15 protein-coding genes and 1 pseudogene are annotated in these 14,901 nt (G+C 72.8%); 8 read left to right on the forward strand and 8 right to left on the reverse strand.

Features of this window, described 5'->3' with window-relative positions; all coding sequences use genetic code 11:
* Positions 1–31: 31 nt before the first annotated feature.
* Both ACQP2F_RS38160 and ACQP2F_RS38165 read right to left on the reverse strand, forming a co-directional pair.
* A complete protein-coding gene (locus ACQP2F_RS38160; protein ID WP_433296345.1) occupies positions 32–520 on the reverse strand; it encodes an FMN-binding protein in 489 nt (162 codons plus the stop codon).
* An 18-nt stretch (positions 521–538) separates the two neighbouring features.
* Positions 539–2,338, reverse strand: coding sequence for a ferredoxin reductase family protein (locus ACQP2F_RS38165; protein WP_433296347.1), 1,800 nt, complete (start codon positions 2,336–2,338; stop codon positions 539–541).
* 184 nt (positions 2,339–2,522) lie between these two features.
* On the opposite strand from ACQP2F_RS38165, the gene cbiE reads away from it, so the two are divergent.
* From cbiE to ACQP2F_RS38190, 5 genes are read left to right on the forward strand one after another with little or no spacing between them, the layout of a single operon-like run.
* Positions 2,523–3,728, forward strand: a complete 1,206-nt coding sequence (gene cbiE, locus ACQP2F_RS38170) for a precorrin-6y C5,15-methyltransferase (decarboxylating) subunit CbiE (protein WP_433296349.1) — start codon at positions 2,523–2,525, stop codon at positions 3,726–3,728.
* Complete coding sequence (gene cobM, locus ACQP2F_RS38175) at positions 3,725–4,468, forward strand: precorrin-4 C(11)-methyltransferase (protein WP_433296351.1); 744 nt, start codon at positions 3,725–3,727, stop codon at positions 4,466–4,468. Before cbiE ends, cobM begins: the two co-directional genes overlap by 4 nt.
* Positions 4,465–5,238, forward strand: coding sequence for a cobalt-precorrin-6A reductase (locus ACQP2F_RS38180; RefSeq protein WP_433296353.1), 774 nt, complete (start codon positions 4,465–4,467; stop codon positions 5,236–5,238). Before cobM ends, ACQP2F_RS38180 begins: the two co-directional genes overlap by 4 nt.
* An 18-nt stretch (positions 5,239–5,256) precedes the next feature.
* Positions 5,257–6,165, forward strand: a complete 909-nt coding sequence (locus ACQP2F_RS38185; RefSeq protein ID WP_433296355.1) for a hypothetical protein — start codon at positions 5,257–5,259, stop codon at positions 6,163–6,165.
* A complete protein-coding gene (locus ACQP2F_RS38190) occupies positions 6,162–6,719 on the forward strand; it encodes a hypothetical protein (protein WP_433296358.1) in 558 nt (185 codons plus the stop codon). The genes ACQP2F_RS38185 and ACQP2F_RS38190 overlap by 4 nt, the downstream gene beginning before the upstream one ends.
* A 12-nt stretch (positions 6,720–6,731) precedes the next feature.
* Here the strand turns inward: ACQP2F_RS38190 and ACQP2F_RS38195 are convergent, their stop codons facing one another.
* From ACQP2F_RS38195 to ACQP2F_RS38205, 3 genes are read right to left on the reverse strand one after another with little or no spacing between them, the layout of a single operon-like run.
* Positions 6,732–8,114 (reverse strand): MFS transporter, encoded by a 1,383-nt coding sequence (locus tag ACQP2F_RS38195; RefSeq protein WP_433296360.1) that lies wholly within the window; start codon positions 8,112–8,114, stop codon positions 6,732–6,734.
* Positions 8,111–9,481 carry a glucose-6-phosphate dehydrogenase gene (locus ACQP2F_RS38200; protein WP_433296362.1) on the reverse strand — a complete coding sequence of 457 codons (1,371 nt, stop codon included), beginning with the start codon at positions 9,479–9,481 and terminating at the stop codon, positions 8,111–8,113. The genes ACQP2F_RS38195 and ACQP2F_RS38200 overlap by 4 nt, the downstream gene beginning before the upstream one ends.
* Before the next feature lie 30 nt (positions 9,482–9,511).
* Entirely contained in the window at positions 9,512–10,468 is a 957-nt protein-coding gene (locus ACQP2F_RS38205) for a GlxA family transcriptional regulator (protein ID WP_433296364.1), read from the reverse strand.
* A gap of 93 nt (positions 10,469–10,561) precedes the next feature.
* On the opposite strand from ACQP2F_RS38205, the gene ACQP2F_RS38210 reads away from it, so the two are divergent.
* Entirely contained in the window at positions 10,562–10,687 is a 126-nt protein-coding gene (locus ACQP2F_RS38210) for a hypothetical protein (protein WP_433296367.1), read from the forward strand.
* A 48-nt stretch (positions 10,688–10,735) separates the two neighbouring features.
* Positions 10,736–11,455 (forward strand): annotated as a pseudogene (locus ACQP2F_RS38215) (lysozyme).
* Positions 11,456–11,457: 2 nt separating this feature from the next.
* Here ACQP2F_RS38215 and ACQP2F_RS38220 read toward each other — a convergent pair.
* On the reverse strand, positions 11,458–12,162 hold the full coding sequence (locus tag ACQP2F_RS38220) for a SemiSWEET transporter (protein WP_433296369.1): 705 nt from the start codon (positions 12,160–12,162) through the stop codon (positions 11,458–11,460).
* A gap of 164 nt (positions 12,163–12,326) precedes the next feature.
* On the opposite strand from ACQP2F_RS38220, the gene ACQP2F_RS38225 reads away from it, so the two are divergent.
* A complete protein-coding gene (locus ACQP2F_RS38225; protein ID WP_433296372.1) occupies positions 12,327–13,538 on the forward strand; it encodes a hypothetical protein in 1,212 nt (403 codons plus the stop codon).
* Here ACQP2F_RS38225 and ACQP2F_RS38230 read toward each other — a convergent pair.
* Together ACQP2F_RS38230 and ligD are read right to left on the reverse strand one after the other, a co-directional pair.
* Positions 13,523–13,960, reverse strand: coding sequence for a YdeI/OmpD-associated family protein (locus ACQP2F_RS38230; RefSeq protein ID WP_433296374.1), 438 nt, complete (start codon positions 13,958–13,960; stop codon positions 13,523–13,525). The genes ACQP2F_RS38225 and ACQP2F_RS38230 overlap by 16 nt on opposite strands.
* Entirely contained in the window at positions 13,957–14,901 is a 945-nt protein-coding gene (ligD, locus tag ACQP2F_RS38235; RefSeq protein ID WP_433296376.1) for a non-homologous end-joining DNA ligase, read from the reverse strand. The genes ACQP2F_RS38230 and ligD overlap by 4 nt, the downstream gene beginning before the upstream one ends.

Genomic DNA, 14,901 nt, shown 5'->3' on the forward strand with positions numbered 1-14,901 from the left:
GACCTGTTCGACGTGGCGCACGAACAGGACCCTACGCCTTGGCCGAGTCCAACGCCGCCTGCAACGACTCCCGGTACGACTTGCTGGTGTAGGTCGCGCCGGAGACCGCCGACACGTTCGCGTTCTGCGCCTGCAGGGTCTCCTGCTTGAGCTTCGGGATCGCGACCGGGTTGATCGTCGCGCTCTCGCCCGCGGTCGGGTAGGTCGCCTCGGCCGCGGTGATCTTCCCGTCCTCGATCTTGATGGAGACCTGGACCGTCCCGTACGGGTTGGTCACGCCCTTGCCCTTGAAGACGCCGTCCTTGAGGCCGGTCTTGGCCTTCGGCGGCGCGGCCGAGGTCTTGGACGCGCCCGGCTTCTTCCCCGACGATGACGGCTTGGCCGAAGGGGTGCTGTCGACCAGGTCGACCGCGGGCGGTGCGGCGGCGGGCGCCGCCGGCGGCTGCACGCTCAGGCGCACCCCGACGATCAGGGCGGCGCCGGTCAGCGTGCCCACGGCCGCTGCGGTACTACGTCGCATTACTCCTCCGAAGTCCGATTAAAACTCGAACGGGTCCAGGTGCAGCTGGCTGTCCGGAACGTCCAGCTCGCGCAGGGTGCCGACGGCCGCCTCGACCAGACCGGGCGGGCCGCACAGGTAGACGTCCCGGCGCGAGACGTCCGGAACCAGGCCGAGCAGCCCGGCCGGGGTGAACAGCCGCCTCGGGCCGGGATCGTTGCGCGACCCCACGATGTAGCGGACCCAGGCGTCCCGCCGCTCGGCCAGCTCCTCCAGCTCGCCCCGGAACACCAGCTCGTCGGGGCGCGAGGCCCGGTAGATCACGATCGTGTCCGGTGGCATGTCCTCGAGCAGGGCGCGGATCGGGGCGATCCCACTGCCGCCGGCGATCAGCAGGGCCCGGCGACGCGTACGCCGCTGGGCCGTGAAGACCCCGAACGGCCCCTCGGCCCAGACCGGCGTGCCCGGCTTCATCTGGCCCAGCCGCAGCGTGTGCCCGCCGACCGCGGTCACCGTCAGCCGCAGCCACTCCGAGTTGGGCGCCGCCGACAGCGAGAACGGGTGCGACTGCCACCAGCCGTTGCGGGTCAGGAAGCGCCACCGCATGAACTGCCCGGCCTGCGCCGGCAGCTTCTCCAGCTTCTTGCCGTCGATGTAGATCGAGAACGTGTTGGCGCCCTCGGAGACGACCTCGGCGACCTCGAAGCGGTGCCGGACGTTGAGCCAGAGCGGCTCGACCAGCCGGCCCCAGACCAGCGCCGAGATCACCAGGGCGGTCAGCGCCGGCCAGAACACCGAGGCGAACTTGCCGCTGAGGTCGGCGCCGGTCGCGACCTGGTGGCCGTAGCCGAGGAGCAGGACCAGGTAACCGGTCAGGTGGATCAGGTGCCACAGCTCGTACGGCAGCTTGGCCCGCGCCGCCCGGATCGAGATCAGGCTGATCACCACCAGGATGATCGTGGCGGCCACCGCCTTGAGCATGTCCGGGAAGGTGGTGATGATCGTCCAGCCCTGGTCGACCACGCCGGTGTCCGAGGTCAGCGCGTAGCCGTAGACGATGAGCACGATGTGCGCGAGCACCGAGACCACCAGCGACGTGCCCAGCCAGCGGTGCCAGCGCAGCAGGTCACGGGCGCCGACCCACTCCTCGAGCCAGGAGACCCGGCTCATCATCAGCAGCTGGATGAAGAGGATGTACCCGCCGACCAGCCCGGTGATCCGGCCGGCCGCGAGCATCAGCGTGGCGGTGTCGTTGACCGCGCCGGCCTGCGTGTCGAACAGCCAGAGCGAGACGCTGGTGGCCAGGCCCGAGAAGAACAGCAGGACCACGAGCAGGCGGTTGCCGGAGACGGCCTCGGCCGGCGGCCGGTCGTCCGGGATCGGGGGCTGGGCCGGGCCGGTGGCCTTCCAGCCGGTGGGGTCGGTCTGCGACTCGACCAGGATGTCGCTGCGCCGGTAGGGGTCGTCGACCTCGGGCTGAGCGATCCCGTCGTCGAGGTAGCTGTCCCAGGTCGGCGCGGACGGACGCCGGTCGTCGATCTCGGGGATGGCGTGCGCGTCGGCGGCCCGGTCGTCCCGGTCGCCGTCCCAGGGATCCGCGGGCGACGGCATCCGCGGGTCCGACAACCGCGAATGGCGTGCCTCCCGCACGTCCTCCTCGTACCGCGAATGCTGCTCGACCGGTGGCATGTCGTAGGTGTCACGCTGGGGCGGCTCGTAGTTGTCGCGCTGGGGCGGCGCGCCCCAGGCGTCCTCCTCGTCCGGCATCGCCCGCAGGTCGGCGAAGAACTGCGCGTCGTCGTCCTGCGGATAGCGTTGTTCTCGAGAGGTCTGGAACATCGGCGGTCCTTGCGCCATCGTCCTTCACCCGTCCAGCCGTCGTCCTGCGGCGTCGGCCACCCCCTGCGGCCGGCGTGACGACCCGGTCTCGGGGAGCCGTCGGGTGGAGATACGCAACCGGCGCGGGCATCGCTCAACCGGATCCGGAAAATCTCGGCGCGGGCCTCCGCGATAGCGTCTCGCTGTGCGAGCCGACAACCCCGACCTGGTCACGGTGGTCGGCATCGGCGCCGGCGGCGATCTTTCCCGTACGGCGCTGGCCGCTCTCCAGTCGTCCGAAATCACGTTCGGCAGCGATCGCCAGCTCGCCCTGCTGCCCGGCTCCGTGCCCGGCGAGCGGATCGCCTGGCCGTCGCCGCTGCTGCCGGCGCTTCCCGGGCTCATCGACGCCCATCGCGGCCGGGCCGTGTGCGTGCTGGCCAGCGGCGATCCGATGTTCCACGGCATCGGGGCGACGCTCGTGCGGCTGCTCGGCGCCGATCGCGTACGCGTGCTGCCGCACCCGTCGTCGGCCTCGCTGGCCGCCGCGCGGATGGGCTGGCCGCTGGCCGAGGTCGACGTGATCAGCCTGGTCACGTCGCCGCTCGAGGTGCTGCGCCGCTGCCTCAACCCCGGTCGGCGGCTGCTCGTGCTGTCCCGCGACGGCGCCACCCCGGCCCGGGTGGCCGCGCTGCTGGTCGAGGCCGGCTTCGGCTCGGCCCGGCTCACCGTGCTCGGCCAGCTCGGCGGCCCGGCCGAGAGCCGCGTCTCGGAGACGGCCGCATCGTGGGTTCGGTCCACCGCCGACCCGCTCAACGTGATCGCCGTCGAGTGCGCGGACGGCCCGGCGACCTCGATCGTGCCGGGGCTGCCCGATGAGGCGTACGAGACCGATGGTCAGCTCACCAAGCGTGAGGTACGCGCCGTGACCATCGCCCTCCTCGCCCCGACGCCCGGCGCGCTGCTGTGGGACGTGGGCGGGGGCTCGGGCAGCATCGGGATCGAGTGGATGCGCAGCCATCCGTCGTGCCGCGCCGTGACCGTCGAGTCGTCCCCGTCCCGGGCGGTGACCATCCGAACGAACGCCGCGAATCTCGGCGTGCCCGGTTTGCGGGTGATCGAGGGCCGGGCGCCGGCCGCGCTGGCCGGCCTGCCCACCCCCGACGTGGTCTTCATCGGCGGCGGCCTGACCGTCGACGGCGTGCTCGACGCCGCCCTGGACGCGCTGCCCACCGGCGGCCGCCTGGTCGCCAACGCGGTGACGGTCGAGTCCGAGGCCGCGATCGCCGCCGCCCACGCCGAGCTCGGCGGTTCGCTCACCCGCCTCACGGTGAGCCGCGGCTCGCCGGTCGGCGGCTTCACGGGTTGGAGGACGATGATGCCGGTGACCATCTGGTCGGTGACGAAATGACCGTCCACTTCATCGGCGCCGGTCCCGGCGCCGCCGACCTGATCACGGTCCGCGGCCGGCGCCTGATCGAGTCGTCGCCGGTCTGCCTCTACGCGGGCAGTCTCGTCCCGGCCGAGCTGCTCGACTCCTGCCCGCCCGGCTGCCACCTGGTCGACACGTCCGGCCTCACCCTGGACGAGATCGAGGCCGAGCTGCTGGCCGCCCACCGGGCCGGCCGGGACGTGGCCCGCCTGCACTCCGGCGACCCCTCGGTGTTCAGCGCGATCGCCGAGCAGATGCGCCGCCTCGACGCCGCCGGCGTCCCCTACCAGGTGGTACCCGGCGTCCCCGCCTTCGCCGCGGCCGCCGCCTCGCTGGCCCGCGAGCTGACCGTCCCCGGCGTGGCCCAGACCGTGATCCTGACCCGGACCGCCGAGCGAGCCACCGCCATGCCCCCCGGCGAGGACCTGGCCACCCTGTCCGCCGCCCGCGCCACGATGGTGCTGCACCTGGCCGTCCAGCGGATCGACGCGGTGGTCGAGGAGCTGCTGCCGTCGTACGGCCCGGACTGCCCGGTGGCCGTGGTCGCCCGGGCCAGCCGCGACGACGAGCAGATCCTCCGCGGAACCCTCGGCGACATAGCCGCCCAGGTGCGGGAGGCCGGCATCCGCCGCACCGCGGTGATCGTCGTCGGGAAGGCCCTGACCGCGGCCCAGTTCCCCGACAGCCACCTGTATTCCGCCGCCCGATGCCGCCCGTGACCGCCTCGCCCCCACCCTCCCCGCCGGGCACCACCGAAGAATCCGGCACGCCGGACGGGACGGTCCTCATCCTCGGCGGCACCACGGAGGCCCGCGCCCTCGCCGGCGCCCTCACCGGGTTTGCCGTGATCACCTCGCTGGCCGGCCGCACCTCCTCTCCCCTGCTGCCGGCCGGCGAGGTGCGCATCGGCGGCTTCGGCGGCGCGGAGGGACTCACCGGCTTCCTCCGCGAGCGGCGCATCGACATCCTGATCGACGCCACCCATCCCTTTGCCGCCCGGATCAGCGCCAACGCCGCCGTCGCCGCCGGAGCCGCCGGGATCCCGCTGCTCGTCCTCCGGCGACCGGGCTGGACGGAACGACCCGGGGACGACTGGCGCCGGGTGCCCGATCTCGACGCGGCGGCCGCGGCGCTTCCGGAAGCCGGGCGGCGGGTCTTCCTCACCACCGGGCGCCAGGGCCTTGCCGCATTCGCACATCTCGATGAATGCTGGTTCCTGGCCCGGTCGGTCGAACCGCCGGCCGGGCCCCGACCCCGGAATCTGGACGTGCTTCTCGACCGGGGGCCGTTCACTCTCGACGGTGAGCTCCGGGTCATGCGGGATCACCGGATCGACGTACTGGTCAGCAAGGACAGCGGTGGCAGCACGGCCAAGCTCGACGCCGCGCGGACGCTCGGGATACCGGTCGTCCTGGTCGAACGCCCCCCGGGAACGGCGACGGCGACGACCGTCGAGGAGCTGCTCAAGGTGATCGAAACGTTGCGCTGAGGTGACATCCTCGGGCACATGTCACGGCGGCAGGTGAGTGCGGAGCTTCAGGCCGTACGGGCGCTCGTGGCCGGCGGGCTCGAGCGGCTCGAGCGGGACCGGGCGGCCGGCGACGCGCCGTACTGGGTGGAGTCGGCACGCCTGCGGCTGCACGGCCTCGACGAGGTGCTGGCGTCGGCCGCGGGCGGGCTCTCCGCGTGGAGCCGGGCGCTGGTCGGCGCGGTGATCGTGTTTCCCCTGGTCTGGTCGACGGCGACAGGCGCCCGGGCGATCGGCTTCGGGCCGGCCTGGGTGATCGTGACGGCGGTCGTCACGCTGGTGGCGGCCACGCTGCCGATCGCGGCGCTCAACCAGCGGCTGTCGGCGGCCGTCGACCGGCGGCGGATGCGCCGGGCCACCGCACGGGCGACGGCACGGACGTCCACACCGGCCGCGGGTGTGGCGGCGCCCTCGGCGGCGGGTGTGGCGGCGCAGGCGGCGGGGGTCGCGGCGCCCTCGGCGGCGGGGGTCGCGGCGCAGGCGACGGCGGGGGTCGCGGCGCAGCCGACGGCGGGGGTCGCGGCGCAGGCGGCGGGGGTCGCGGCGCAGGCGAGCATCGTGTCCGAGAAGGACGAAGTCGTCGACGTGCTGCTGCGGGCGCGCGTGCGGCTGGTGTCGTCGGCGCTGCGGCAGGTGCCATCGCGGTACTGGCAGGCGGCGCACCTGGCCGGGCTCGCGCGCAACGACCCGTCGATCAACCGGATCAGCCACGCCGACCTGCTGCTCTGTCAGGCCATCGACTTCCTCGAGATCGGCGCGGCCCACGGCGAGGAGACCGACGCCGGTAGGCCGCCCCACGACGGGCAAACCGACGCCGGCCGGGCGGCCCACGACGGACAGATCGACGCGGCCCGGGCGGCCCACGACGAGGCGAGGCGGGCCGGATGAGCGACGACATCTTCGACGGCCCGGTCGGCGACCGGCTCGATCGGCTCGCCCGGCGGATCTACGCGGTGATGGTCGACGCCCAGTGCCGGGACTGGACGGCCGAGCGGCCCGACCGGGTCGGCTTCGCGCGGCTCGGGCAGGCACGGCACCAGGTCGTGCTGGCGGCCAAGCGCTACGGGAGGTCGGTGCCGATGTCGTTCGACGTCGCGGCGGCCGCCGTCGGCGCGGCGACCTCGGTCGTCTTCGCCGTGCTGACGCTGCTGCTGGTGGACGATCCGGCCGCGCCGCTGACGCTGGCCCTCACGCTGGCCGGCGCCCTGCTCGTCGGCGAGGCCGGGAGCGGCTCGGTGAAGTGGGCTCGCCGCCGGCGGGCGCGCAGTGGGCCGGCGCCGATCGACGACCCGCTCGTGCATGCCGATCTGACCCGGCGCCTGGAGGCGTGCGCGGCGGCGGCCCGGAGCGACCCGGACCCGGCGGCCTCCGGAGCCGCCGACGAGCTGAAGGTCGCGATCGCCTGGCTGGACGAGGTCCGCGACGCCATGCTCAGACGCTGACGGGGATGGGCGTCATCCGGCGGCCGAGGCGGACGCGCCGAGCCCCCGCAGCGACCGGTCGGCCAGAACGAGCATCAGCAGCAGCGTCGCGACGACGATCAGGAAGATCGCGAGGTCGTGCAGGCCGGCCGTGTCGGCGCCGTGCCGGAAGAACGCGCCGGTGGCGGCCGACGAGACCATCGCGCCGAGGTACGAGAACGTGCGCAGCAGGCCGGCCGAAGCACCCATCCGCGAAGGGTCCGCCTGGAAGTACACCGCGTTCTGGTTGGCCAGGCTGTTCAGGCCCTGCGGCAGCCCGAAGATCACCGAGATGACGACCGGGATCCACAGCGCGCTCGCCGAGCTCAGCGTCAGCATCAGCGCGCAGGCCAGCACCTGGCTGATCGCGCCGGCCAGCAGTTTGCCGCGGAACTCGGCCCGGCGGCCGGTGACCGTGGAGACGCCGATCGCGACCAGCGACATCGGCAGCAGGAGCAGGCCGGCCGCCGACGCGCTCAGGCCGCGGCCCGCCTCCAGCCACTGGGTGAAGCCGTAGAGGTACGCGTACGCCACCGTCTGCGCGAGCAAGGCGCGGACGTACGTGGCGATCAGCGGCGCGTTGCCCCCGAACACGCGTACGTCCAGGAACGGGTCCGGGTAGCGCAGCTCCCGCCACACGAAGCCGCCGGCCAGCGCCGCCGTCAGCGGCAGCAGCCACAGCGTCCCGGCCGCCGGGTCCATCAGGAACAGCATCAGGGCCGTCAGCGACCCGGCGAACAGCCCGATGCCCAGGTGGTCGAGCCGGTGTTCGAAGCCGGTCCGCCCGTCGGCGCGGGGCAGCCGGATCCAGCCGAGCACGATGGCGGCCAGCGCCAGCGGGATGTTCACGGCGAACAGCGACCGCCAGCCGGCCACCCCGATCAGCAGGCCGCCGACGGTCGGCCCGACCACCACGACGGTCTGCGCCGAGACCGACAGGGCGGTGAGCACGCCGCCGGGCTTCTCGACGCCGGACCGGCGGATCAGGTACATCGCGGCCGGGTAGCCGGCGCAGGTGCCGAGCCCGAGCAGGACCCGGGCCAGCACCAGCACGCCGAGCGAGGGGGCGAGCACGCCGATCAGGCCGGCGATACCGACCAGCGCAGCGCCGGCCAGGTAGAGCCGGCGGGCCCCGTACCGGTCGACGAGCCGGCCCACCACCGGCTGCCCGGTCGCGGTGGCCAGGTAGAGCCCGGAGACCAGCCACGCGGTCTGCGCCGGCAGCGCGTGGAACGTGATCCCGATCGGGATCAGTGCAACCGCCAGCATCGACGAGTTGACCGGGTTGAGGATCGCCCCGAGGACCAGCGGGAGGATCAGCCGCCGGTCGAATGTGCGCGGTGGCGTCCCGCCCCGGTCGGCGACCGAGGAAGTCACTGGCCGAGCAACCACCGATGCGGAGCCGCCAGCTTGCGAGCCTTGGGCGGCCCCCAGGAGCCCGGCTGGTAGGTGATCGGCCGCGGCGGCGAGTCGAGCAGTGGCCGGACCGCCTTCCAGGCGGCCGACAAGCCGTCGGGGCGGGTGAAGAGCGCGCGGTCACCCTCGAGCACGTCGTGGATCAACCGGGCGTACGGCGGAAGCGGATCCGCGTCCGGCAGCTGCGCCAGCGGCAGCCCGACCGAGGCCGGTTCCAGGTCCTCGGCGATGCCCGGCTTCTTGGCCAGCAGCGACAGGTCGACCTCGCCGTCGCCGGCCAGCGAGAAGGACAGCACGTTGGCCTGCGGCGGCAGCTTCGGGAACGGCTTGGTGGGGGTCCGCAGCACCAGGCTGACCCGCTGCTCGCTGGCCGCCATCCGTTTGCCCGTCCGCAGCAGGAACGGCACGCCCTTCCAGCGCGGGGAGTCGATCCAGAGCTTGGCCGCCACGTAGGTGTCCGTGCGCGACCCCTTGGCGACGCCCTTGATGTCGCGGTACCCGGCGAACTGGCCGAGGACCGCCTCGCCCGGGTCGATCGGGCGGAAACGACGGATCACCGTCTCCCGCGCCGCCTGGAGATCGGCCGCGGCCAGCGACGCCGGCGGTTCCATGGCTACCTCGGCCGCCACCTGGAACAGGTGGGTGACCAGCATGTCGAGCACCGCTCCGGTGGCGTCGTAGAACGTGGCCCGGTTGGCCACGTCGAGCGTCTCCGGCACGTCGATCTGCACGCTCTCCACGTGGTCCCGGTTCCAGATCGCGGCGACCGCCTCGTTGGCGAAGCGCATCGCGTGCAGCTGCTGGGTCGCCTCCTTGCCCAGGAAGTGGTCGATCCGGTAGACCTGCGACTCGTCCAGCACCGAGTGCACCTGGCGGTTGAGCGTCCGGAACGACGACGGCGACGTGCCGAACGGCTTCTCGTAGACGACCCGTGCGCCCTTGGCCAGCCCGTGTGTGCCGAGCGCCTTGGTGATCTCGGGGAAGGCCACCGGCGGGATCGCGAGGTAGTGCACGAGCTGGGCGTCCTGGCCGACCTCGGCGCGCGCCTCGTCGATCACGTCGAGCAGGCTGCCGGGCGAGTCGGTGCCGAAGCCGCCGCCGGCGAAGCGCAGCCGCTTCGCGAAGTCACGCCACGGCCCCGGCTTGGGCGAGTCGAGCGTGTCGCGCACGCGGGCCCGGAAGTTCTCGTGCGAGACGTCCCCGCGGCCGTTGCCGATCAGGATCCACTCCCGCGGGAGCAGGCCCTCGGTGTGCAGGGTCCAGAACGCCGGCAGCACCATCCGGGCGGCGAGGTCACCGGTGGCGCCGAAGAGCACGAAGACCGTCATGGACCCGAGTGTGCCCGCCCGCGCGCGCCCTCACACCGGGTGTGATCGGAACGTCCCGCGATAGGCCTGGGGCGTCGTGCTCAGCCGCTGGGCGAAGTGGTGGCGCAGGGTCGCGGCGCTGCCGAAGCCGCACCGCTCGGCGATGGTGTCGATCCCGAGGTCGGAGTCCTCCAGCAGGCGGCGGGCCAGCAGCAGGCGCTGGCCGGTGAGCCAGTCGTGCGGGGTGGCGCCGGTCTCGTTGCGGAACCGGCGGGCGAACGTGCGGGGCGCCATGTGGGCGAGCTCGGCCATGGTCTCGACGCTGTGCGGCCGGTCGAGCGTCTCCAGCACCAGCGCGAGCACGGGCTGCAGGGTCTCGCACTGGACCGGCTGCAGCGGCGTCTCGATGAACTGGGCCTGGCCGCCGTCGCGGTGCGGCGGGACGACCATCCGCCGGGCGAGCATGGTGGCGACCGCGGAGCCGTGCTCCTGGCGTACGAGATGAAGGCCCGCATCGACGCTCGCGGCCGTGCCCGCGCTGGTCAAGATCTTGTCGTCCTGCACGTAGAGCACGTCCGGGTCGACCAGCGCGGCCGGGTAGCGCCGGGCCAGGTCGGCGGTGTGCCGCCAGTGGGTCGTGCAGCGCCGGCCGTCGAGCAGGCCGGCCTCGCCGAGCGCGAACGCGCCGGTGCAGACGCTCATCACCCAGGCGCCGCGCTCGTGGGCCCGCCGCAGTGCGCCGATCACCGCGGGGTCGACCTCGAAACCGGTGTGGTAGTAGGGCGCCACCGCGACGAGGTCGGCGTCCTCGACCCGGGAGAGGTCGAACCGGACGTCGATGTCGAAGCCGGCATGGGTCGGCACCGGCTTGCCGCCGAGCGAGCAGACGGCGAAGTCGTAGCCGGGCAGTCCGTCCGCGGTGCGGTCGTAACCGAACAGCTCGCAGAGCACCCCCAGCTCGAAGACGGCCACCTCGGGAAGGGCGATCACGGCGACGTTGCGCAGCATGTGACGGAGCATACGGCCGATTGGCAGGATTTTGAAGATGTGTGGCATCACTGCCACTGTCGACCATGGAGCGCGCGGCGAAGACTTGTCGGCATGGCACTCGGAATCGCAATCTTCTTCCTGCTCATCACCCTCGCCTCGATGGCCGGCCGGACCGCCGACACGCGCGACAGCGCCGACTGGAAACCCACCAACGAGGGTTTCCGCCACACCACTTGATATCCATTGATCTCTATGGCTGAATACCTCCTTAACGGAGGTTCAGCCATGACATCCATCACAAAAACCGTATTCGCCGCGGTGGCGGCCCTGCTCGTGGGACTGGTCGTCGCCGCGCCCGCGCAGGCCGCCACCGTCACCTACGGCCAGGACGTCTCGAACTAGCAGGGCAACGTCAACTGGTCGGCGCAGTGGAACGCAGGCTCGCGGTTCGCCTACATCAAGGCGACCGAGGGGAACTACTACACCAACCCGAGCTTCGCCCAGCAGTACAACGGCAGTTACAACGTCGGCATGATCCGCGGGTCGTACCACTTCGCCATCCCGAACGGCGCGAGCGCGGTCACCCAGGCCGACTACTTCATCGCGCACGGCGGCGGCTGGTCGAAGGACGGCCGGACGCTGCCCGGCGCGCTCGACATCGAATACAACCCGTACGGCGCCACCTGCTACGGCCTCTCCCAGGCGAGCATGCGCACCTGGATCTCGAGCTTCCTCAACCGGTACCACGACCGGACCGGCCGCTGGGCGGTCATCTACACGACGACCGACTGGTGGACCACCTGCACCGGCAACTACAGCGGGTTCTGGGCGAACTCGCCGCTCTGGCTGGCGCGCTACGCGAGCGCCCCGGGCACGTTGCCGGCCGGGGCGCCCACCTGGTCGTTCTGGCAGTACTCATCCTCCGGGCCGTTCGCCGGCGACTCGAACCAGTGGAACGGGTCGCTCGATCGGCTGAAGGTGCTGGCCTGCAACGGAAGCTGCTGAGATCAGATTCCGGCCATCGCCAGGTTGCGCGTGGTGATCCCGTCGCGCCAGCGGGCCGCTCCGTGGTCGATCGAGTCCGCGGACGGCTCGCTGCGCAGGTACAGCACGGCGCAGACGATCAGCGAGCTGACCAGGCCGACCGAGGCCGAGATGAGGACGCCGGCCTGACCGGTGGCGAGGCCGTAGGAGAGCCAGCAGGCGGCCGAGGCCGCGCCCAGGCGCCAGCGCAGCGGGGAGAGGCCGGAGAGGTCCTGCGTGCGGTCACGCAGCAGGGCCAGCGGCTGCGGGACGGCGGAGATCACCGAGACGGCGGCCAGCACGAGGCCGAGAAGAGGCGCGATCTGCGCACCGCGTACGGACGGAAGGGCCGCCACCAGACCGCTCAGCACAAGCACCGCCACCAGCGCTCCGGCCGCGCCCGCGCTGGACACCAGCGCCCGCCGGGACCGCAGTGCCGGCTGCGTCGCGAGCAGCGCCACCATGATCGCCAGGCCCGCCGCGCCGGTGACGACGTTGGTGATGATCTGCAGTCGCTCGCCGCTGAGCAGGCCATAGGTGATCCAGCCCAGCGGCAGGGCCACCCCGAGCGCGGTTGCCGTGGCCGACAGTCCGCTGGTGCGGCGCTGCACGCAGGACTTGTAGACCTGCGGCCAGGAGAGGGACATGGACAGCGCGGCGCCGGTGCAGCCGAGGGCGTGGGTAAGCATGATCCGTTTCCGTGTTCGGGTTCAGGGCCGCATGTCCCATCGCCCCCGGACCGGCCGTCCTTACCGTGATCGGCTCGCTACCACCGAGCTGCAACCTTTCGCACTGCGCAAGCCTCGAACGGGTGGGGTGACATCGGCCGCGCGGCATTTGGCACAGTGGACGAATGCTGACCGACGTGGACCTCCCCGCGCCCGGATTGCTGTGGACCCGCTGGGCGACTCTCGCCGCGACGCTGACCGGCATCGGTTACGCCGACGTGTGGTTCGTCGACGATCGCGGCGCCCACCACGACGATCACGGGGGCAGCTGGGCCCGCCTCGCGCTGCTCGACGGCGCGCGGGCGGTGCTCTACGGCTATGACCGCGATCACAGCGCGACCGCCGCCGCCGACCCGCCGATCGACCTGCTCACCGGGGCGCCGGGCTGGCTGCCGTGGTCCGACCTGGCCGCGCCGGCCGAGGCCGAGCGGCTCGGCTTCGTGGTCTGGCACGATCAGGGCCGCTGGTCCCGCGCCCGCTACTCGGACAGCATCGCCGACGGCCTGGTCGACACGGTCGGCGCCGTGCTCAGCACCGAGAACACGCTGGCCGAGCTGAGCGAGATCGTCGAGGAGTGGGGTCAGCACGAGCTGTCGACCCCGGCCGAGCGCGACGAGGTCCGCGAGGCGGCCGAGAAGCTACTGTTCGCGGCCGTGCGCGGCGAGGTCGACGGGGACGCGGTCGAGCGGCTGCTGGGCCGGCTCACCGACCCGGCGCTGGACCTGCGGGCCGCCCTGGCCGCGGCCGCCCGCGGCGGCATCACCGCCGGCACCCGGCCGCCCCGGATCGAGCCCGGCGAGCGGCCGCCGATGCGGCGGGTCCGGCGGCTGAGCAGCGGCGAGCACGACCGGCTGGTCTGGGCGGCCATGCACGAGGCCGAGGAGCTGCGCCGGCCCGCTCCCCCGGCGACCGACGAGCTCGAGGCGCTGGCCGCGTGGATGCGCGACCGGTCGCCGGCCGGCGACGGGCACTGCACGGTGCTCGCCTACGCCGACGCGACCAGCATGAGCGTGCAGTCCGGTGACCGGCCGCCCGCGGACCGGCCGGGCGAGGGGCGCTACCACGCGTTTCACGAGCTCAACGACCTGGTGCGGCGGCTGCGGCACGCCGAGGCCGACCCGCGGTACGGCCGCTGGCTGTTCCTGCGGGTGGAGACGACCGCGAACGGGATGCGGATCGAGCGCCGCTACGACTCGTGGCCCGAGTGGTGGGACGACGACGGCGTCTCCGGCCCGTGGCGCACCAATCTCCAGGAGGAGATGGAGACCCGCGGCCGCGCCTGGCGACCGGCCTGGGTCGCGCTCCTGGACCCCGAGGTGGCCTACCGGCCGAGCTGAGCGATCGCCTTCTCGATCCGGCGGGCCCTGGTCTCGGGGGCCTTGGCCGAGGTGATCGCCTCGACGTGCTGGCGCTGGTGCGAGTAGGAGAGCTTGCGCCAGGCCGCCTCCGCCGCCGGTTCCGCATCGAGGGCCGCGCGCAGGTCGTCCGGCACCTCGACCACCCGCGGCGCCGTGTCGAGCTCGATGTCGAGGTCGTACGTCTCCCCGCCGGTGAGCCCGCCCTCGGCCCGGCGCGCGGCACTGACCCCGAGCCAGTAGCTGCCGCCCATCTTCGCGATCGACGACGAGAAGCTGAAGCCGTTCACGGTCGCGACGACCTTGGGCCGGCCCCCGCCGCCGAGCTCGGTCACGAAGTCGTCGGGGACGTGGAAGCCGGTCGTGTTGCCGCCGGTCCTCTGCAGCTCGAGGGTGATCCTCACGCGTCCTCCTCGGTCAGGTCGAGGCCGTCCCGGTCGGCCCACTCGAGCAGCGTCTCCAGCGAGAACGCGTCGTCGTCGATGGTCGCGTGCAGGTCACCCAGCCGGGCGAAGCGCTCGGGCACCGTCTTGATCGTGAAGTCGCGCGGGTCCACGTCGGCGATCTCGTCCCAGGTGATCGGCGTCGACACCGTCCCGGTGGGCACGCCGCGCACCGAGTACGCGCTGGCGATCGTGTGGTCGCGCGCGTTCTGGTTGTAGTCGACGAACAGCTTCTCCGGGTCCCGGTCCTTGCGCCACCAGGTCGTGGTCACGTCGTCCGGTGCCCGCCGCTCGACCTCGTGGGCGAACGCGAGCGCGGCCCGGCGTACCTCGGCGAAGCCCCACTCGGGCCGGATCCGCACGTAGATGTGCAGACCCCGGCCGCCCGACGTCTTCGGGTAGCCGGTGATGCCGAGCTCGTCGAGCACCTCCCGGGCGACTCCCGCCACCCGGCGAACCCGCTCGAACGGGCAGTCCGGCATCGGGTCGAGGTCGATGCGCCACTCGTCCGGCTTCTCCGTGTCGGCCCGGCGCGAGTTCCACGGGTGGAACTCGACCGTCGACATCTGCACCGCCCAGATCACGTCGGCCGGCTTGGTCACGCACAGCTCGTCGGCGGTCCGGTTGTAGCGCGGGAACTTGATCCGGACCGTCTCCAGCCAGGGCGGCGCGCCGTGCGGCACCCGCTTCTGGTGGACCTTCTCCCCGGCCAGCCCGTCCGGGAAGCGGTGCAGCATGCACGGGCGCTCGCGCAGCGCCCGGACGATGCCGTCGCCCACCGCCAGGTAGTAGTTGACCAGGTCGAGCTTGGTCAGCCCGAGGTCGGGGAAGTAGATCCGCCCCGGGTTCGAGACGCGGACCTCGTAGTCACCGACCTCGACCACGGTCGCCGGAGAAGCCAT

It is taken from the genome of Actinoplanes sp. CA-030573 (genome assembly GCF_050951115.1).
In the GTDB taxonomy this organism is placed as follows: Bacteria; Actinomycetota; Actinomycetes; order Mycobacteriales; family Micromonosporaceae; genus Actinoplanes.